Below are 18,645 nucleotides of genomic sequence, written 5' to 3' on the forward strand. Positions count from 1 at the left end.
TAAGGAGGGAGACCGAATGAAACTGACGTTTAGAGAAGCAAAAGAAGAGGACTTGGACAGTATTGTGAAGATGTTTTCTGATGACATTCTGGGGAGCAAAAGGGAGCGTTACGAACAGCCGCTTCCCGAGAGCTACATAAAAGCATTCCATGCGATTGATGCCGATCCCAACAACGAATTGATCGTTGCTTGCCTTGAAGGGGAAGTGGTGGGTGTTCAGCAAGTCACATTTACACCGTATATCACTCACCAAGGCGGCTGGCGGGCAGCCATTGAAGGGGTGCGGACAGCATCTTCAGTCCGCGGGCAGGGAGCGGGAACGGAACTGATCCAATACGCCATCCAGCGTGCAAAGGACCGCGGCTGCCATCTGGTTCAGCTCACAACGGACAAACAGAGGCCGGAAGCACTGCGCTTTTATGAAAAATTAGGCTTTCAGGCCACACATGAAGGGTTGAAATTGAAGTTCTGACATGATACAAACCAGGGTGATAAAACTTGGTATGGTGGAGGTATGGGATGGAGTCGATTGTAAAAACACATCGTGCTTTTGGGGTCTACGGCATTTGTGTGGAAGATGATCAACTGCTGGTCATTAACAAAAGTAAAGGCCCTTATATTAACCGTTATGATCTTCCCGGAGGAAGCCTGGAGGATTCGGAAGGGTTAAATGAAGCACTTAAGAGGGAGTTTACCGAAGAAACCGGTCTTACCGCTATGATTACCGAACAAATAGGTGCAGCGGATTTTATCTTCCCCAGTGAGTGGAAGGAGTTTAACCAAGTTCATCATATCGCTGTATTCTATTCAGTTAAGAAAATCGGAGGAGAACTGGTGGAGCCGGAGCAGTTCGACGGCCAGGATTCACTGGGAGCGGTATGGATTTCTCCAGAAAAGATATCTTCTGAAAACGCATCTCCATTAGTAATGAAAGCCCTTGATTGGCTGCAGAACGGAAGGTTTGATTGGAACACGCAGCACTATACAAGCTGGACCATAAAGGATTAATTACAGGTGGATACAATGAAAAAACCATTGATCATGATTTGTCCGGAAAGGTTAATATTGGAGCCTCCGGTTTATCCGCTGCCTGAAGGTTATGAAGTGGCAGATTATCAAGAAAGTGATAGTCCGGAGTACATAGAGTTGTTAAAAGCAGAAGGCTGGAATCTGAACGCTGATGCATTTCAAACCTTTTTGCATAAGGTTCTTCCGGGTGGACTGTTCCTCATTAAAAATAAAACAACCGGAGAAATCGCAGCAACCGCCGCGGCCCTTCATAATCCCGAATCGACACATTACACGTTTCCATTTGGCGGTGACATCGGATTCGTAAGAACCCATCCTGATCATAGAAATAAAGGGCTTGGCCTTTTTGTCACAGCATTAGCCGCAGAGCGTCTCATCAAAGCTGATTATCAAAGCATCAGAATCGTCACCAACGATGAACGCCTGCCAGCTTTAAAGACGTACATCAAACTTGGGTTTGTCCCCTTTTTATATGAACTTGATATGAAGGCACGCTGGCATGATGTATACAGAAAATTGGGGTTGGAAGCCAATAAGACAGGTTGGAAAATTCCCGTTGAAAAGGAAGTTCCGGGTTAAGTCTCGGAACTTCCTTTTTTACTTATTAACGGGGCCTGATACTCGCAGGCGTTGTTGGTCCCGTCGGTGTGATATTGCCTGATGGAAGGTACTCACCAAATATATATGAGCCTGTAGGGGAATGAAAGTAAGGGTACTTCTGTTTCAACTCCTCGATGTCATGAAACTTCTGCAAGAAGTAATATTTGTATACAGGCGGCGGAATATAGGGAGGGATAAAAGGCGGATAGAAAAAGACTCGCATGGCTTCTCTCCTTTTGTTTTTTATCAGTATATTTTCCGGCGGGGAATGTGATTGGCCGGGTGCCTAAACATGAATAGATCTCACGGCCTGAGGCAAAATAATGGCAAAAGGAGTGAGATGATGAGACATGTTAAAGCCTTTCTTGTTAAATTTACTCCCAGTTTTGCACTTTTAGCTATCATACTTGGAGGAATTTACGGCATTACTTTGGGAGACGTTTTCGTGATGTCATTGGTTATTGGCATCATTACCTATGCGGCGGGAGATCTATTTCTGCTGCCGAGGTCAAATAATACCACGGCGACCCTCGCTGACTTCGGTCTCGCCTTTATATTGATTTGGGCCATGACCGCCAACATGACGCCGGTGGATGAAGTGTTGATGCCATCGCTGATTGCAGCTGCAGGATTGGCGGTGTTTGAATACTTTTACCATAAGTATCTGTATAAGAGTGTCTTCAGTGAAAATGAAACACCGAGAAGAATGCAGGGGAATCTGCAGTATCAGACAGAAGCTTCTGAGGAAATCACGCCGGTTAAACCGGATATTCGGAATGATGAAGGAGATAAATAAGATGGACCTGGGCCCTCATGTTTGTGAGGGCTCTTTATTGGAAAAAACAAGCATTAATGTAAACTGTCAATCAAAGTTTAGAAAAATGAAATACTGGGAACATATCTTTCAAAGCAGAAGCACTCCTTTTCAAGGAGAATTCAGCTGAGAGGTTAAAAGCAATAGAATTAGAGATAGAATTTTCGTTTGGATCGAATGAGCATAAAACAAAACAGAAAGGATGAAGAATCATGAAAGAAAGAGAACCAATCAATCAGCCGCAGACACGTGATGAGCTGTTTGGGCTGGACAAGCAGGAAAGTCTGCAGTCCACGAACTTTGCCACTACGGAAAACTCTTATCTTAATGAGCATTATCAGGATGAAGCCGACGAGTAGGGCATGCATGCAAAAATCCTAATAGAGGATGGGTTCCTATATCAAGAAACCCAGCAAGAGGAGGATGAAATCGCATTATGATTTTGTCCTCCTTTTGGTTGTTGCCGGAAACCACGATCTTAGCAACGAGCGAGGTAAATCACTTATACAATTCATCTTTTTCTTTAGAAACATTTTACAATTTTCTTGTTGACAGAATGCGCAACTTGGATTAAATTGTCAGTGATTTATCGGAATTCAAAATTTGATTAGTCAAATGGCTAATCAGTTAGGGTGGTCATGATGAATATCGAAATCATTTTTTCTCCTTTTAATGAGATGATGGCGAGTCTCCATGTGCTGTATAACCCGGTCCATCATCCTTACCGGCGACAATGGGCAGAACGGATTGCGGGGCAGCTGCCGGAAGGGATGATGGAAGACATCCGGGCACTGGGGGCGGTTTCGTATGAGTGGTTTTATTTCGTGAATATCCGGAATGAATACAAGCTGAATGAGACCACACCGGAAGAGGCTATTGAATTCATCTATTCCATGCCGGATGATGCCTTTGTCTATTATCTGCTGGGCGAACAATATCCGATGGAGGATCTCAACGTTTGGAAAAAGGATTCACGCCTTTCGCCTCTCAGCGTGCAGCAGAAGGATCTTCTTTCCGATCCGGGTAAGTGGAAGAAGCGTATTCATCACTTTTTTTATGAGTATAATGAAAAGGTTTTTGCCAGGGAGCTGTTCCGTATCCAACCTTGGATTGCGAGAGCGGAGGCCGCTTTTCAGGAGAAACTGGAAAGGAATAGAATTCTAGCTTTGAATGAGCTTCATCCGGATGTGGAAGTGGATGAAAAGGTGGTCAAAGTCCATAAAGGGGAGACGTATGTCTTTCCAAAGGCAGAATATGACCATATCACTTTGCAGGCCTCTTCTTTTGTCACTCCTCATGTCATGCTGGGGGTCTATCCAGGAAGGTTATGCCTTGGTCTTCATGTTGCGGTTCCGGAAGCGGAAACGTTCGATGAAGAGCCGCCGGCGGATTTGATCCAGATGTTCAAGGCCTTGGGGGAGGCGACCCGTCTGAAGATCTTGCGGGATGTGCTGACACATCCGTACAGTACAAAACAGCTTGCAGGGAAATACAGTTTATCAGAAGCGACGGTTTCAAATCATATCAAGGTTTTGCAGCAGTCGGGTCTTGTGACGAGTGAGAGGAAGGGGTATTACATTTTCTACTCCGGGAACAGAGGAAGGATGAATTCGCTTCGGGCCGACCTCAGTCAGTTTATCTCACTTCCGCTGCTCGAGCAGTTTATTTATGAAGCAGACCTGACGTGAGGTGTTTTATGATGGCCAATGTGAAAAATGTGATCATTCATTATGTCCTCGCATGTCTGGGGATTGTCATACTGCTGGCTTCTCCTGCGGTGGTGAATGGGCTTGGAAGCTTTGCGGGATCGGTGTTGACGATAATGAAAGGAATCCTGCAGCCGGGGGATCTATTTTATTATGTCCACGGCGAGACACGGACTTTTCCAAAGATGCCGGAAGCAAGGTCGGAAGTGTTTCATCAACAGGCCGTAGAGAAGGAACTTTTTCCAGCCATTTTGGAGCCGTATCTTTACAGCCTTTTACTTCTTATATGCAGTTTCTTTATCGCCATCGTTATGGCCGCTTTCGCCGGTTTGCTGGTTTCCTGGCTCCCCCCTTTCTTCAGAAAAATGGTTTTGAAGGGTTCTCAGCTCCTTGAATCCCTGCCGGACGTGTTCTTTATCTTCAGTATGCAGCTGGCCGTCATCTGGATTTATAAAAAAACCGGATTGGAAATCACATCTGCCTATTCAACACCAAGGGAACAAGTTTTTCTGCTGCCGTTGATGGCACTGAGCATTGTCCCGGCCATCTATATGTTCCGGGTGCAGGCCCTGTTGATGGAAGAGGAAAACATGAAGGAATATATTCTTTATGCAAAGTCAAAGGGGCTATCAAAGTTCTATATTGTATTACAGCATTCATTTCGGAACACGATTATGGAATCCATCGCCCATTTGCCGGGGCTTATCCTGCTTTTATTTACAAATTTGGTGATCATTGAATTTCTGTTTCACAGCCATGGGATGATCAGTTTCGTCCTGGGAGACCAGCCGGCAGCGTCCCGCACCTTGCTTCTTATTTTACTGATGACTCCTTTTTTCCTGATCCTCAAAGGGACGGCAAGATTCAGGGAAGGATTTTATCAGAAGACGACAGGGGGACTGAAGGGATGAAATTCAAAGGAGTTTTGGCCGGAAGCTCTATATTGCTGGTGATACTGGCGGTAAGTATAGTCTGGCCTTTGGTAAAAGCGGAACCCGCTGTGCAAGTGTTTTTATACGATGAGGCTGGAAAGCTGGTCGATACGCCGCCTTATAGTCCCTCTGAAGAGTACTGGTTGGGAGCGGACCGGGAAGGGAATGACCTATTCTACACGTTGGTGGCCGGTGCAAAGTGGACGCTTCTGTTTGCGTTGACGGTAACCACCCTGAGAGTGTTGATTTCAGTAATTATCGGTTTGTTTTCAAGAAGGTTATTTTCAACTGTCTGGGTGGGAGGCTTCATGCAGGCATTCAATTATATTCCGCAGTCGCTTCTCGCCATCATCTGGCTGGCACCGTTTCTCCTGTATGAGCTGAGAACCAAGCCGCCGCTTGATCTGGGGGAAACGCTGGTTTTGCAGATCGTCGTTCTGACCCTTGTGGGGATTCCGACATTGACGAGGATGGTTGCCGAAACAACGGATCACATTTACACATTCGAGTTTATGGAAAGCGCGCGGATCCTGGGCGGGTCCAGGTGGCATATCGCCAGGGTGCACGTGCTTCCGCATCTGCTGCCGAGAATGGCGGTCCTGTACGGACGGCAGCTTGTGCAAGTGCTGACATTGATCTTACACCTGGCAATATTCCACATCTTCTTGGGAGGGACCATCATCCGATCGGGGCAGGAGCACGATCAGTTCAATAACTACTACACCCAGACCTTCGAATGGGCCGGCCTGATCGGAAGCCGCTATGAGGAACTGCTCCTCGAACCATTCATCATCTTCTTCCCAGTCATGGCGTACTCCCTGCTGATCCTGGTCATAAACATGATCGTCAACGGAATCGAAGAAAAAACAACCCTTTAACCCTTTAAAGCGGTGGGGGACAGTCCCCCGCCGCGGTAACGCGTTGCCGCGCTGCAGGGGACTGTCCCTCTTAGCGCGGTGAAGCGGTGAAGGAATAATAGATGAAAAGAGTGAGAGTATGGATGAGAGAAAGCAAGTTAAGAAGCGTAAGAAACTGATTAAACCGACATCTCTGCATCATAAGAGCGCCTGCAATTGGTCGCCTCTCCTGCAAACAGCCAAGCCTTCTTCATCTAAGAAACCGGAAAAGGTAGTACGTGTTTCCCGGCACTGACTCTGTGTGTTACAGTTAATGATAGAATCAGAGTAACAGTGAAAGGGATGAGAAACCATGTATATCGTACACTCGACGTTTGTCGTGCCGAATGAAAAGGCGGATGAAGTGATATCAATCTATCATTCTCGTTCCCGTTTAGTAGATAAAGCAGACGGCTTCCAGCGTTTCCTGCTTCTGCAGAACGAAAAGAAACCAGGCGAAATCACAGTCCACATGGAGTGGGATTCCAAGGAGCAGTTCATGACATGGATCCAAAGTGGAGACTACAAACGCATCCATGAACTCGAAAAGAAATACCCGGATCAGGAGCTGGCGTCCATCATTCCATCCATCCATAAGTTCAAAGTGGTGGCCGTATGATCATCGACATCGGTAAAAAATATGAAGAGGTCATCAACCGGTCTGTAAAAGAAATCTATGTAAAATATCCTGAACTGGATGAAAAGTTCGGGGAGCGCGGCCGTGAGAAATGTTATGAAGACAATGTCTATCATTTTCAGTATCTCGAGACATCGGCCGGACTTGGTTCAGCGAAAGTGTTTACCGACTATGCGCTGTGGCTGAACAGCGTCCTGGTCAGCCGCGGCATGTCGACTGATCACTTGATCGATAACTTCCGCAGCATCATTACGGCACTTGAGGCATCTCCGGAAGTCGAAAACGGAGATACATTCTCCGATCACCTCCATCAGGCCATTCAGGTGCTGGAAGACAGCGATGGGACGGAAGATGTGGAGCGTCCGGTATTGTGAAAGTAATATAGTTTGATAGAGACACCGAATCCTTTGTGGGTTTGGTGTTTTTTTGTTGGGCTGGGGGTTGTGGCTGCGGCTGCGGTGTGTTCGTGAGGTGTCGATTTTTGTCGCTTGGCCGATATCCGCCAAGGTTTGGTCGATATCCGACAAAAAGCGGTTGATATTCGACAAAACTTGGTCGTTATCCGACACGCTTCAGCCGATAAACGACAAAATTTCGTTGATAGACCTGGTGTACCCTGCGCGAGACGCAACATCCAGCCAAAACAACAAACTTTTACCAAAATAACCCTTGCCAAATTATGAGAAATGGCATATAGTACATTACATCAGTAATGCACTAATGAACCTTACGAAGAGGAGGTGCGCGTTTGATCCTGAATTCAGATAGCATGAAACCGATTTACGTCCAGATTGCCGAGTGGCTGGAGACGGAAATCCTCGGCGGCAGTATAGAAATAGATTCGAAGGTTTACTCACAATACCAGCTGGCGGAAATGCTCAACATCAACCCGGCGACAGCGGCAAAGGGGTTGAACCTGCTGGCAGAGGAAGATATTTTATATAAAAAGCGGGGGCTCGGCATGTTTGTATCTGCGGAAGCGAGAGACATCATCCTTTCCAAACGCAGAAACCAGACGTTAGCCAAACTTGTGGAGGAAGTGGTCAAGGAAGCGGAGCACCTGAAGGTCGGCGAAGAGGAATTGGTCGATATGATCAGGAGTGCCAACAGCAAGCTTAAGGGGGATGGGAAATGAATGTAGTGGAATGCAGGGGTTTGATGAAGCAATATGGGAGAAAAACGGCATTGAATGATGTTTCTTTTACTCTTCAGCCGGACAAAATCACCGGATTAATCGGCCGGAACGGAGCGGGTAAAACAACACTTTTGAAAATAATCGCGGGATTCATCAAGGAGTCGTCAGGGGACGTGCTTGTTTTTGAAGAGCAACCATTCAACAACTTAAAAGTATCGGCAAACATGATTTTTGTGGATGATGAAATGAACCTGCCGCCGACCATGAATCTGGAGGAGATACTCCAGACGGCTGCGGACTTCTATCCGAATTGGGACCGGGAACTTGCCAAGCGCTTATTTGATTACTTCTCATTCAAGCCTTATCAGTACCATAATGATCTGTCGAAAGGGATGAGAAGCACATTCAATATGATTCTTGGGCTGGCAGCACGGACGCCCCTGACAATATTTGATGAACCGACGACGGGGATGGATGCCGGTGTGCGCAAGGATTTTTACCGAGCCCTTCTCAAGGATTATCTTGCGTACCCGAGGACGATTATTTTATCAAGCCATCTATTGAATGAAATCGAAGACATCCTTGAGGATATTTTACTTTTAAAAGATGGTGAGAAATTCCTGCATATGTCTGTGGAAGAGCTGAGGGAATACGCAATTGGCGTCAGCGGGAAAGACTCCGTTACGCGCGAATGGCTGAAAAATAAGCAGGTGATCCATGAATCCAGCCAGGGAATTGGCGGGACCTATGCGGTGGTCAGAAATGACTTCCCAATCCAGGAAATTGAATCAGCACGGCAGACAGGCCTGGAATTTTCACAGGTTACCGCAGATGAGATCTGCACATTCCTGACCAGCAGAACGAAAGGGGGAATCGACGATGTATTTGGCCGAAGTTAGTATGTGGGATGTAGTGAAAAAGCAATTCCGTTTCAAATTGAAGTCGTACCGGGGAGTCTTCTCGTCCCTGATGGTTCTTCAGATTATCGGACTGCTGTTTTCCATGAATGGTGAAGGGATGTCGGGAGGCGGGACGGAGTATTTCGGCTATGAAGTGAAGTTCTTCACCGGCAGTCTCATCCTTGCTTTTGTCATGGTGTGGGCCTTCATTTCATCTATCCTGTTCACAACGAAGGCGTATCGCTATGATGATTTTTCTTTTGTGTCCAACAGGGCCGCCAGTCATTTTTCCAATATATTATTTATGATGTATTCCAGCGTTCTGGCAGCAGTGACGGTGTACCTGTCCAGTTATGTTTTAAAGCTTATTGTACAATTGTCCGGCAGTGGAGCGTATATCCTGAGCGCACCGATGACATTTGGAGGATTCTTATCTGGAATGGGCGGCATGATCCTGTATATCTTCTTGCTGGCTGCTCTCGGATATGTCTGCGGAATGCTCGTCCAATACAGCAAAATCTTCCTGGGCGTATTGCCGGCGGTCGTTTTCGGCGCTGTGTTCCTTGAGGGGTTCTACTCCCATAATGAACCGACACTGATTCCGATGATTTTCAGCTTCTTCGGCAGGGAAACATCCTTCTTTCTTTTTGCTGTAAAAGTGATTGTGGTTTCCGCCATCGCCTTCGGTACCGCCATCCTGATTTCCAATAGAATGGAGGTGAAACAATGATGGCGATTATCTCACTGCTGATTGTTGCAGCCATCATTGCATTCGCTTTTTTCCTGGCAAAACCGCTTGGTGAAAAGCTATTGAATGGAAAAAGAGGGAATATGATCTTCCGCGGATATCTCATCCTTCTTGTTATTGGCGCTCTTGTTTCCAACGTGATTCCTGTTGATTCTTCTTTTAAAGGGGAAATAAAGACAGATACCGAAGTAAAGAAAGCCAATGAGCAGGATGGAGCTTTCTTCAGGATGGTCCATGAAGGAAAGATAGATGAGGCAGAAGGTGCAATGAAGGCCGGGGAATGGGAGTTTGATTTCGAAGGCGAAGGAATCAGAGTACCCAATTCGGGATCTCAATACATGCCGGTCGTTGTTGAAATAAAAGACGAGGATGACGGGAAAATTGAAGTCGCATACTATGTTTCGCGGGCATTCATTGAAAACATTGATGTAACCGAAGAGATCACCCCTCCAGAAGTTGATATTGTGGATTCCGTCATAAGAATCTTGCCGCCACCGGCTGAAGAGATCAAAATAGCAAAAGTGACACAGCCCTATCCGTTCACACAATTCCACGGAGGGAACAACCCATTTGAGGAAGAGCACAGGACTTATCTGGGGCAGGAGGTCATTTACCTGAAGGTCCCTAAAGGGGTAAAAGTGGATGGGTATATGACGATTGTTGATAGTTGAAAACAAGACGGTACCCTGCTATAAGTAGAAAAAGCAGTCCAACACGGACTGCTTTTTACTATGAATTCATAAGGAAGTGTACTTAAAATAAGAGAAAATTTTTCCGTTAAACTGCAGAATTTAGCTGGGGAGAGGTGAATAAGGGAAGGATTTTCCGTTAAGCATGCTCAGTAACGCAAATTTCACGTTTTTTAAATGAATAGGCGAAAATTTTTCCCTTATTTGACCTATTTTTACGGACATTTCTTAGATAAGGGAAATTTCTTCCCTTAAGGTATAAGTTCATGCTGTTGGTTCTGCAATAGATAATTTTGGGTAATTAGCCACATTTTTCTTAAACACCCCCAAAAACCTCGGATTGTGTCGAAAATACTATGTCGTGGGATACATTTTGAAAATGGGGGAAGGAAATTTTGACAGCGATTACGACAAAGAGAAAACAGAGGATCCAGGATACAAGGAAAGCCAAGCAAAAGCAGAAAATGAAAAGAATTGCGGCAGCTGCAGCGGCAGGTTCGATCACAGCGATGCTGATTTATGGGAAGGCAGGCGCATGCAGTACCGAATATACGGTCAAGAAGAATGATACACTTTTCAGCCTGGCCCAAAAGTACAATGTCACGGTTGAACAGCTGATGGAAGCGAATGGATTGACTTCTGATAAAATCATGGCTGGTCAGCAGCTGCTGGTTCCGGATAAGGTATCGATGGAATCAGGAATTCATATTGTTCAGAAGGGTGATACCCTTTACTCCCTGGCAAAGAAGCATGGAGTGACGGTAAAAGAATTGAAAGAACAGAACAGCCTGAAATCAGACCAGATCAATATCGGCCAGACAATCAAGCTTGCTGCAGCAGAACAGCAGGAAGGTGAGCTGTACACAGTTGTTCCGGGAGATACGCTGTGGGGAATCTCACACCGGTTTGGCGTAAAGCCGGAACAGGTGACCAAGGCAAATGGGCTGAAGAAAGAAATGGTCCTTATCGGCCAGAATCTCGTTATCCCGGGGAAATCAGAAGTCACGGAAGCGGAAGTCATCGGTGCGGCTGACAAGTTCACAGTCGAGTTCAAGTATCATGGCGAACCGTTCGTATTGAAGGTGCCATATGGAACAGCTTCTGATTTTCAAAATATGTCCGGCCATATCGTTCACGTCATTCATAAAAACGGTGCACTTATTTCAGTATTTTAATATAAAACAGAGGGGGGTTCCCCTGCTTCATCTGAAGCGGGAGAACCATCCTTTTTTTTGTTTTTTCTGAATGATTTCCCATGCTCCCTTATACTCCTCCAGGTCTATCAGACTTCCAATCCCAAGAAGTTCACCATAGGCTTCTAAGTATTCATAATCAAAATAAGTGTAGTCTTCCTCTCGAGGGAATGGCAGGTGTTTTTCGAAGGAAAGGGGCAGCCCCGCTTGCTCAATGCCATCGGAATCCTCCCCGAAGTAAAGTTCCCTTACTAATTCTCCATTTTGGTGAATGCTCAAGTAGTAAGTATCAACGGTACTTTGGCCAAGGGTATGGACCACCATCCCCTCAATTTGAGAAGACAGGCTCTGATTGAATTTTATTAATCTTTCATAAGAATCATGGAGAACCGTTATCCAGCCGCTATGCAATTTGCCAACCGCAAAAAGAGAAGGAGTTTCATTTTCGAAGAAGGAAATAGAGGGTTCATGCTGTGTCTCTACCTGGGGACGGCTCCCGTATGCTTCCTCAAACCAGGTCATCAAAAATGACCGGACAACGCTTGAATCCGTAGTTTGAATATTAATTTGATAGATATTAGTGGACATAGAAAACCTCCAGAAAATACTTTATATGTAAAATATATGTAATCCAAACGCAACATTCAATAATTAGGACAAATTTCTTAATTTACCTTCGATAAAATCTCTGATAAACTCTTTGACCGCTTTAAAAAGAAATTTACCCCTATTGTTAGCTGACTATATCCAACTATTTGCACTATCACGGGCAAAAGCGGCGCTGCAACAGGAAGAAAATAAGGTCTCAATGCCCGCATCCACCCTAATAGTTCATCCGAAATTCCCCCAAGAGGCATCCTTCGAATCTCAAAGAATTGTATAAGTGAGCATATGAAAGGAAGCACGCACATGGGGTGGACCCCACTCATCATCTATGAATCTTTCATATTGAAAACATGAAAAGGGTGAGAAGATGAAGAAGTCATTAAAGAGGAAGATATCGGCAATCGGGTTGTCTGCCATCATTACAGGAAGCATGGCAGCGCCGGCCGGGGCAGAATTTGAATTGCCGAAGCAGAATGGACAGGCAGTTCCCCTGTCAAAAGAGGCGAAAGTGGAGCTCGATAACTTATGGAAAGACAGCGTGGGAGATCATCCGTTATATGGCCAGAGTCAAAGCAAATTGAATCCAAACGAAAAGATCAGGCTGGTCGTCGAGGTAGAGTTGGATGAGAAAGACCAGCCCGAAAAGAAGGTCGAGCAAGTGAAGGGCAGCTTCATGAAAAAGAGAAGCAGCAGCTCGGAAGTCATCCACACCTATTCAGAAGGATTCTACGGCTTCAGTATGGAAACGACCATGAAAGAGGCAGAGCAAATCAAGAAAATGGATGGTGTGAAGGATATCCGTGTCTCCAAAACGTATGAGCATCTTGTAGCGAAAAGCAAAGATATCGTCGAAGCGATGAACGTCTGGGCGAAATACAATTACACAGGTGACGGAATGGTCGTAGCGATTGTGGACTCAGGGATCGATCACAGACACGAAGCGCTCCAGCTTACCGAGAAAGGGAAAGAGAAAGCCAAATTCAATAAAGAAAATATCCAGTCTGTTTTAAATGAGACGGAAGTCGACGATATCTGGTACACAGACAAAGTGCCGACCGGCTATGACTGGGCAGACAAAGATACCGATGTCATCCCTGCGAGCAACTCCCATGGAACACATGTAGCCGGGATTGTCGGCGCGTTTGAAGAGTCCCAGAAGAAAGCAGTCGGTGTGGCTCCCGATGTTCAGCTGATTGCGGAAAAAGTTTTTTCTGACACAAGAGGCTTTGCTTATGATGACGATATTGCGGCAGGAATCTATCATGCTGTGGAAGCAGGCGCGGATGTCATCAACTTGAGTCTGGGGTCTGATGCAGGTAGTGCGGACCCGAATGATCCTGTACAGCGGGCTGTTGAATATGCGACAGATAACGGTGTCCTTGTGGTTGCTTCTGCCGGAAATGCTTCTTACAGCACCAAGCAGAACCTGCTGCCGGCGTCCGAACTGCCATTGGCCAAAAATCCGGACATCGGGCTTGTCGGAGATCCCGGAATAACGCCATCGGCCCTTCAGGTTGCATCATCTGAAGCTGACTTGATGAGAGTCGATTCATTCACGCTGAATGACGGCAGTACGCTTGGTTATCAGATCCAGCCTTCTTCGAAAAAGCTGATTGATCATTTGGAAGCAAACAAAGAATATGAACTTGTTGTTGCCGGTGAGGGATTGAGAGGGGATTATGAAGGCCTGGACGTCAAAGGGAAAATCGTTCTCGCTCAACCTGAAAAGCCATATGCCTTCTACTCAAGCATTCAATATGAAGCAGCTAAAAATGGAGCTGAGGCAGTCATAGTCATACCGCCTGGGGAACTTGCACCTTATGCGAACTTATATTTCTCTCCATACTCCATTCCAGGGGTGGCGACAGACAAGGTAACAGCCTCTAAAATTGCAGAGAGGCTTCAAAGTGGTGAAAAGATAACGATTCAACTTTCGGATGAAGGCCTGTGGGTGCAGAATCCCGCGACCGAACCGATGTCCACGTTCTCTTCCTATGGTGCACCGACAGACTTGAGCTTCAAGCCTGAAATCACCGCGCCGGGCGGCAAAATCACATCGACCGTCCTGAACAACCAATACGAGTCGATGAGCGGAACGTCCATGGCAAGTCCGCACGTAGCTGGCGGAGCGGCGCTGCTGCTGCAGAAATACTATCAGGAGCTGGAATTGCCGAAAAATGAAGAAACGGTACTCAAAGCCAAGATGGCCTTGATGAATACGTCTGAGGTCATGACTAACCCGCAGCACGATAACCTGCCTTACTCACCGCGCCGCCAGGGCTCGGGCATCATGAAAGTTGAACAGGCTGTGAAAACTCCTTATCTAGTAAAGCAGGAAGGAGCATCGCTGGAGCAGGCTGCCTCTGTTGCTTTGAAAGAAGTCGGCCGCACCTTCGACTTTACTTTGGACGTTGAACCTTTGGCGAAAAAGCTGGAAAAAGCAAATCACCAATTTGAAATCCAGGTAGACGTTTTGACGGATGAAACAGAAACAAGGTCAGTGAATGGCAAGGAAAAAGAATATTTAACGCTGAACAGCATCCCGGTGGATGACGCTGTGATAAAAGTAAATGGAAAAGAACTCAATGACGAAAACAAGCTTCAATACAAGCCTTTCCGTGATGACGAAGTAACGGTTTCGGTCACACTGCCGGAGGGACTGAGTAAAGATCGTTTCGTTGAAGGTTTTGTCCGTTTTGTCCCAAAAGGAAGCTCTGTTAAAGAGCTGGCGGATTTGACGGTTCCATTCATGGGCTTCTACGGCGACTGGGATTCTCTTGATAATATCGATGAAAGTCCGGTGAACGGCGATCCTTACCTCGGATACACAGTGCTGTGGAATGACATGCTGAACCTGCCGCTGGGCTTTGACAGCAAAACAGGAACGTTCAATCCGGATGAAGTGGGCTATTCGCCAAACTCGATTGTCACAGGGGTATATCCTTCTTTTACCGCCTTCAGAAATCTGAAAGAAATGTCACTGAGTATTCAGGATAAAGATGGAAATACGGTTGCTGACATCACGAACTTCAGTGAATATACTGAGGACGGCAGCCCTTATCCGTTCCGCAAAAATATCATGTCGTACAGAGATTACTCTTACAGCTTTGACGGTATGTTCTGGAGCGGAAGGGATAATGAAGGCAAACTACTGCCGGACGGCGACTACTATTATGTATATGAAAGCACCTTGAATTTTGAAGGAGCCGAACCGCAGCAGACGAAGATTCCTTTTAAACTGGATGGAAAGTCCCCAGAAGTGGAAAACATCCAAGTGAAGGAACAAGAGGATGGCACCCATAAGATCACATGGGATGTACAAGAAGACAGAACCGGTTATCTTGGAAGCATGCTGTGGGTGAACGGCAAGGCAAGATCGCTTGCAGATGGAGCCAAAGAATATGTATCAAAAGAAAAACCGGAAATCGTCATGATTTCCGCGATTGACGGTGTACGGAATGTAGGGGTGAACTATTGGGGCGATAAAGAAAGGCTTCATGCGGATCCTTTCATCAACTACTTCGCGGTATCAGGGACCAACATCAATGAAACAAAACCAGCTTCGATGCTTATCTTCGGGTACAAGCGTTTGGACTGGCACATTGAAATCTCGGACTCAGAAGGGAATATCCTTGAATATGCCGATATTGAAAATGAACATTCCATCTACGGACTGAAGTGGTATCCTGGCAAGGAATATCCGAACGGGGACTACTTTGTAACGGTAACCGGAACGGATGAAAATGGATTGTCACTAACGTCTGAGCCGAAGAAAATGACTGTGAAGCATTAAAATGGGAAGCCGGGAAAGTTCCTTGTTGGAGGAATTTTCCCGCTTTGGTTTAAAAGTAGCGCCAGCTCTGTTTTAATAAAAGCAATAGAAAGAAAAAGGCGGTGGGCAAATTGAATACCTCTGTATACATAGATCCCTCCATCAATCTGTCAACAAGCAGGCAGCTGTCGATCATCATTGAGTTCAAGATACTGCCGGCACATTCGGCAGTGGCGGCCGCCAAATCACAGGGAAAGCAGTTAACTCTTGAGGAAGCAGAGAGTCATGTTGAACAAAGTCATCAAACCTTCCGGAAAGAACTGCAAATTCTTCTGGAGAAAAATCGGATTCCTTACACGATACAAAACACCTATACGAATGCACTGAATGGAGTCGCAATGGAGCTGCCGGCCAACGAGATAAGAAGGTTGATGAAATCCACTGTCATTGCAAGGATACATCCCAATAAACAAGTCCATCTCGATCCGCCCGTTCAGCCCTATTAAAAAACTGGAGGTTCACACTATGCAAACAAAAGACCAGCTTATTAATTCATTCAAAGAAATCGATCTTGGCGAATACACGATGCCGATCATCTGCATCTACAACAGCCCTTCGGATCATCAGGGAATGTTTGTTGCGAGATTGTTCGATGTAAACCAGCCAACGCCGGTCATCCTGATGAGGCCATCGTTGGATTCCATCCGTAAAGAAATTCCGGAACGTTTTTCATTGGTCCCGAAAGCTGCCGGGGAAGATGCCAATATCGTAGAATCCTATATTTGAGTGTTAATCGTGACTCCCCTTTTGTTATGATGGAAGGTAATACCATAACAGAAGGGGAGTCATTACATGAAATGGTATTTGAGAGTCATTAAAAATTATCTGTTTTTTGAAGGAAGAGCGAGAAGGACGGAATATTGGGTATTCCACTTTATTAATTTACTTATTTATTGGGTGCTTGATTTTTTTGAGGCTTATAAAGGCTGGGGATCGCTGTTAACGGGGTTTTATTGGCTGTCAGTGTCCGCCGTCTCCATGATATTGGGAGGAGCGGATGGTGGATGTTCATTAGTTTTATCCCTATCGCAGGCCCTTTGGTTTTATTTATATTTGCCTGCCTGGACAGTGAAGAGGGCAGTAACCGGTATGGACCAAATCCCAAATACAATTGACATTAAAAAACTCGCCAATCTTGGGCGAGTTTTTTAGTGTTCTTCATCAGTGGCATCTTTTAACTTAACGAGGTTTGCAATCAATCCCACAAGCCCTGTAACCGCAAAAATCAGAGGCAGGGCCGTAAACTCATCCGTCCGCTCTTCAAAACCCAAGCGGTAGGCCCCATACAAAAAAATGATCAGGCTGCCGAATAAAGAAATGGTTGTTCTCTTCTTGCTGCTCATGTTTATCACTCCATACGTTATTCCTCTACTATTCTAGCACGTAAAGGAAGGTAAGGCTTTTAATCAAACGTTTGATTAATTCATTTGGTCAGGTAGATATGCAGTGAAGAAAGCAGGATGATGATTCCGTTCACTATATAAAGCGCGGTAAAAATTACTCCTAAGAAACCAGCGCCCCATCCGCTTTCATCAAAAATAGAAACAAAAATGAGTGTGCCGAAAAGGATGACCGGGGTCAGCAATAGAAAAATCACTCCCGCCCATAAACGTTTTTTAATATCGCCAGCGGATTTTGTGAATGCAAAATAGTTCAGCAGGCCGAACGCAAGGATTTCCAGGACCACAGTCAAAAACAAACCGAAACCATCTGACATTTACTGTTCACCTCTAACCTGGGAATTATATACAAATTAAGTCTATCATATAAAAGGTTATGTGTTTCAATGAGGAATCAGACGGGAAATACATACAAAAACAGGGAGGGATCATTCATGTCAGGCAAAAAAGAAAAGAATGAAAATCTCAAAGAAGCAGAACGTAACTATCAAGAAGAAAAGAAGAATGAAAGTGTAGTAGACCAGAGCAGGGAACCTGATCAGCAGAACCGTCTGAAGGATCAGGAGAACTTAAGGAAGTAACTCTGAGTAGACAAAACCGGCGTGCTGATTCAGTACGCCGGTTTTTCTTTATACTATTTTGCTTGAATAGCATTCACAATTTGTTTTAACCCTTCATTTAACGGTGTAACCTGCCGGCCAAGGACTTTTTCAAAATCATTGCTTTCCACAGCCAGGGATCCATTGCGGATGCTTTCTTGAATTCCGACTACAATCGGGATAACAAAGTCAGGCAGGCCAAGGCCTTTCATAATTTCTGCATACTCTTCATCAGTCACCTGCTGAACAGGAATGTCTTTTCCTAATACCTCCCCAAGCGCAGAGGCCAACTCTTCTTGAGTATAAAGGGGACCAGAAAGTTCATAAACAGTATTTTCGTGACCGTCTCCTGAAAGGACGGCTGCTGCAGCTTCTGCGTAATCCTGCTGCAAAGCCCATCCTGTTTTGCAGGATCCAGCTGAAGTAACCCATGGCGCACCTGCCAAAACACCTTCGATGCTGCCCGTTTCGTTTTCCAAATACCAGTTGTTGCGTAAAAATGAATACGGAATTCCCGTTTCCTTGATGGCTTTTTCTGTGGCAACATGGGGAGGAGCCATCAAGTTTTTACTTTCGGATGCATTTGCAATGCTTGTATATGCGATGAATTTCACCCCGGCACGCTGGGCGGCCTCGACGGCATTAGCGTGCTGGCGGATTCTTGTATCATTGTCACCGTCAGCAGAAATAATCAGCAGGCGGTCAATACCGGCAAAAGCAGTATCTAATGTTTCAGGATGATCGAAATCTCCCTGACGGACATCTACACCGCGGGAACGAAGATCTTCAGCCTTCTCAGGATTACGGACACTGACGGCCAGCTGATCGGCCGGAACCGATTCCAATAAAACATCCATAACTTTTGAACCTAATTTTCCTGTAGCTCCAGTAACTAATAATTTCATGAAAATAACCTCCAGTTTGGTTTAT

Annotated in this window: 23 protein-coding genes and 1 pseudogene; 20 read left to right on the top strand and 4 right to left on the bottom strand. The window is 45.6% G+C overall.

What is annotated here, in order from left to right; all coding sequences use genetic code 11:
• The first annotated feature begins 16 nt into the window (after nucleotides 1-16).
• The 15 genes from ACOJQI_RS02155 (at nucleotide 17) to ACOJQI_RS02225 (ending at nucleotide 11,260) form a co-directional block, all read left to right on the top strand.
• Nucleotides 17-472, top strand: coding sequence for a GNAT family N-acetyltransferase (locus ACOJQI_RS02155; RefSeq protein ID WP_421383094.1), 456 nt, complete (start codon nucleotides 17-19; stop codon nucleotides 470-472).
• Nucleotides 473-519: 47 nt separating this feature from the next.
• Complete coding sequence (locus ACOJQI_RS02160; protein ID WP_421383096.1) at nucleotides 520-1,008, top strand: NUDIX hydrolase; 489 nt, start codon at nucleotides 520-522, stop codon at nucleotides 1,006-1,008.
• A gap of 15 nt (nucleotides 1,009-1,023) precedes the next feature.
• Nucleotides 1,024-1,608, top strand: a complete 585-nt coding sequence (locus tag ACOJQI_RS02165) for a GNAT family N-acetyltransferase (protein ID WP_421383098.1) — start codon at nucleotides 1,024-1,026, stop codon at nucleotides 1,606-1,608.
• Between the two features lie 364 nt (nucleotides 1,609-1,972).
• Nucleotides 1,973-2,425 carry a YndM family protein gene (locus ACOJQI_RS02170; protein ID WP_421383100.1) on the top strand — a complete coding sequence of 151 codons (453 nt, stop codon included), beginning with the start codon at nucleotides 1,973-1,975 and terminating at the stop codon, nucleotides 2,423-2,425.
• Nucleotides 2,426-2,655: 230 nt separating this feature from the next.
• Entirely contained in the window at nucleotides 2,656-2,802 is a 147-nt protein-coding gene (locus ACOJQI_RS02175) for a hypothetical protein (protein WP_421383102.1), read from the top strand.
• A gap of 279 nt (nucleotides 2,803-3,081) precedes the next feature.
• A complete protein-coding gene (locus ACOJQI_RS02180; protein WP_421383104.1) occupies nucleotides 3,082-4,131 on the top strand; it encodes a metalloregulator ArsR/SmtB family transcription factor in 1,050 nt (349 codons plus the stop codon).
• 8 nt (nucleotides 4,132-4,139) lie between these two features.
• Nucleotides 4,140-5,060 carry an ABC transporter permease subunit gene (locus ACOJQI_RS02185; protein WP_421383106.1) on the top strand — a complete coding sequence of 307 codons (921 nt, stop codon included), beginning with the start codon at nucleotides 4,140-4,142 and terminating at the stop codon, nucleotides 5,058-5,060.
• On the top strand, nucleotides 5,057-5,959 hold the full coding sequence (locus ACOJQI_RS02190) for an ABC transporter permease (RefSeq protein ID WP_421383108.1): 903 nt from the start codon (nucleotides 5,057-5,059) through the stop codon (nucleotides 5,957-5,959). The genes ACOJQI_RS02185 and ACOJQI_RS02190 overlap by 4 nt, the downstream gene beginning before the upstream one ends.
• A gap of 331 nt (nucleotides 5,960-6,290) precedes the next feature.
• Nucleotides 6,291-6,596 carry an antibiotic biosynthesis monooxygenase family protein gene (locus tag ACOJQI_RS02195; protein WP_421383110.1) on the top strand — a complete coding sequence of 102 codons (306 nt, stop codon included), beginning with the start codon at nucleotides 6,291-6,293 and terminating at the stop codon, nucleotides 6,594-6,596.
• A complete protein-coding gene (locus ACOJQI_RS02200; RefSeq protein ID WP_421383112.1) occupies nucleotides 6,593-6,988 on the top strand; it encodes a hypothetical protein in 396 nt (131 codons plus the stop codon). The genes ACOJQI_RS02195 and ACOJQI_RS02200 overlap by 4 nt, the downstream gene beginning before the upstream one ends.
• 374 nt (nucleotides 6,989-7,362) lie before the next feature.
• Nucleotides 7,363-7,749: a GntR family transcriptional regulator gene (locus tag ACOJQI_RS02205; protein ID WP_421383114.1), complete on the top strand. Its 387-nt coding sequence runs from the start codon at nucleotides 7,363-7,365 to the stop codon at nucleotides 7,747-7,749.
• Nucleotides 7,746-8,648, top strand: coding sequence for an ABC transporter ATP-binding protein (locus ACOJQI_RS02210; RefSeq protein ID WP_421383116.1), 903 nt, complete (start codon nucleotides 7,746-7,748; stop codon nucleotides 8,646-8,648). Before ACOJQI_RS02205 ends, ACOJQI_RS02210 begins: the two co-directional genes overlap by 4 nt.
• The gene (locus tag ACOJQI_RS02215; RefSeq protein WP_421383118.1) at nucleotides 8,629-9,378 is read left to right on the top strand and encodes a hypothetical protein; all 750 of its coding nucleotides are present in this window, start codon (nucleotides 8,629-8,631) and stop codon (nucleotides 9,376-9,378) included. The genes ACOJQI_RS02210 and ACOJQI_RS02215 overlap by 20 nt, the downstream gene beginning before the upstream one ends.
• On the top strand, nucleotides 9,375-10,067 hold the full coding sequence (locus ACOJQI_RS02220; RefSeq protein WP_421383120.1) for a hypothetical protein: 693 nt from the start codon (nucleotides 9,375-9,377) through the stop codon (nucleotides 10,065-10,067). Before ACOJQI_RS02215 ends, ACOJQI_RS02220 begins: the two co-directional genes overlap by 4 nt.
• Before the next feature lie 413 nt (nucleotides 10,068-10,480).
• Nucleotides 10,481-11,260 (top strand): LysM peptidoglycan-binding domain-containing protein, encoded by a 780-nt coding sequence (locus ACOJQI_RS02225; protein WP_421383122.1) that lies wholly within the window; start codon nucleotides 10,481-10,483, stop codon nucleotides 11,258-11,260.
• Nucleotides 11,261-11,287: 27 nt separating this feature from the next.
• Here the strand turns inward: ACOJQI_RS02225 and ACOJQI_RS02230 are convergent, their stop codons facing one another.
• On the bottom strand, nucleotides 11,288-11,866 hold the full coding sequence (locus ACOJQI_RS02230) for a hypothetical protein (RefSeq protein WP_421383124.1): 579 nt from the start codon (nucleotides 11,864-11,866) through the stop codon (nucleotides 11,288-11,290).
• 385 nt (nucleotides 11,867-12,251) lie between these two features.
• On the opposite strand from ACOJQI_RS02230, the gene ACOJQI_RS02235 reads away from it, so the two are divergent.
• The 4 genes and pseudogenes from ACOJQI_RS02235 (at nucleotide 12,252) to ACOJQI_RS02250 (ending at nucleotide 16,831) form a co-directional block, all read left to right on the top strand.
• Nucleotides 12,252-15,677, top strand: coding sequence for a S8 family serine peptidase (locus ACOJQI_RS02235; RefSeq protein ID WP_421383126.1), 3,426 nt, complete (start codon nucleotides 12,252-12,254; stop codon nucleotides 15,675-15,677).
• 110 nt (nucleotides 15,678-15,787) lie between these two features.
• The gene (locus ACOJQI_RS02240) at nucleotides 15,788-16,162 is read left to right on the top strand and encodes a protease inhibitor I9 family protein (protein WP_421383128.1); all 375 of its coding nucleotides are present in this window, start codon (nucleotides 15,788-15,790) and stop codon (nucleotides 16,160-16,162) included.
• 19 nt (nucleotides 16,163-16,181) lie between these two features.
• Nucleotides 16,182-16,442 carry a hypothetical protein gene (locus ACOJQI_RS02245; RefSeq protein WP_421383130.1) on the top strand — a complete coding sequence of 87 codons (261 nt, stop codon included), beginning with the start codon at nucleotides 16,182-16,184 and terminating at the stop codon, nucleotides 16,440-16,442.
• 66 nt (nucleotides 16,443-16,508) lie between these two features.
• Nucleotides 16,509-16,831, top strand: a pseudogene (locus tag ACOJQI_RS02250) (DUF805 domain-containing protein).
• Between the two features lie 33 nt (nucleotides 16,832-16,864).
• Here ACOJQI_RS02250 and ACOJQI_RS02255 read toward each other — a convergent pair.
• Both ACOJQI_RS02255 and ACOJQI_RS02260 read right to left on the bottom strand, forming a co-directional pair.
• Complete coding sequence (locus tag ACOJQI_RS02255) at nucleotides 16,865-17,059, bottom strand: hypothetical protein (RefSeq protein ID WP_421383132.1); 195 nt, start codon at nucleotides 17,057-17,059, stop codon at nucleotides 16,865-16,867.
• 80 nt (nucleotides 17,060-17,139) lie between these two features.
• The gene (locus ACOJQI_RS02260) at nucleotides 17,140-17,433 is read right to left on the bottom strand and encodes a hypothetical protein (RefSeq protein ID WP_421383134.1); all 294 of its coding nucleotides are present in this window, start codon (nucleotides 17,431-17,433) and stop codon (nucleotides 17,140-17,142) included.
• Between the two features lie 117 nt (nucleotides 17,434-17,550).
• On the opposite strand from ACOJQI_RS02260, the gene ACOJQI_RS02265 reads away from it, so the two are divergent.
• Nucleotides 17,551-17,697: a hypothetical protein gene (locus tag ACOJQI_RS02265; protein ID WP_421383136.1), complete on the top strand. Its 147-nt coding sequence runs from the start codon at nucleotides 17,551-17,553 to the stop codon at nucleotides 17,695-17,697.
• Nucleotides 17,698-17,750: 53 nt separating this feature from the next.
• On the opposite strand, the gene ACOJQI_RS02270 is transcribed toward ACOJQI_RS02265, so the two are convergent.
• Nucleotides 17,751-18,620: an SDR family oxidoreductase gene (locus ACOJQI_RS02270; protein ID WP_421383138.1), complete on the bottom strand. Its 870-nt coding sequence runs from the start codon at nucleotides 18,618-18,620 to the stop codon at nucleotides 17,751-17,753.
• Nucleotides 18,621-18,645 lie beyond the last annotated feature (25 nt).

It is taken from the genome of Bacillus salacetis (assembly GCF_049177075.1).
GTDB lineage: Bacteria > Bacillota > Bacilli > Bacillales > Bacillaceae_B > Rossellomorea > Rossellomorea salacetis_A.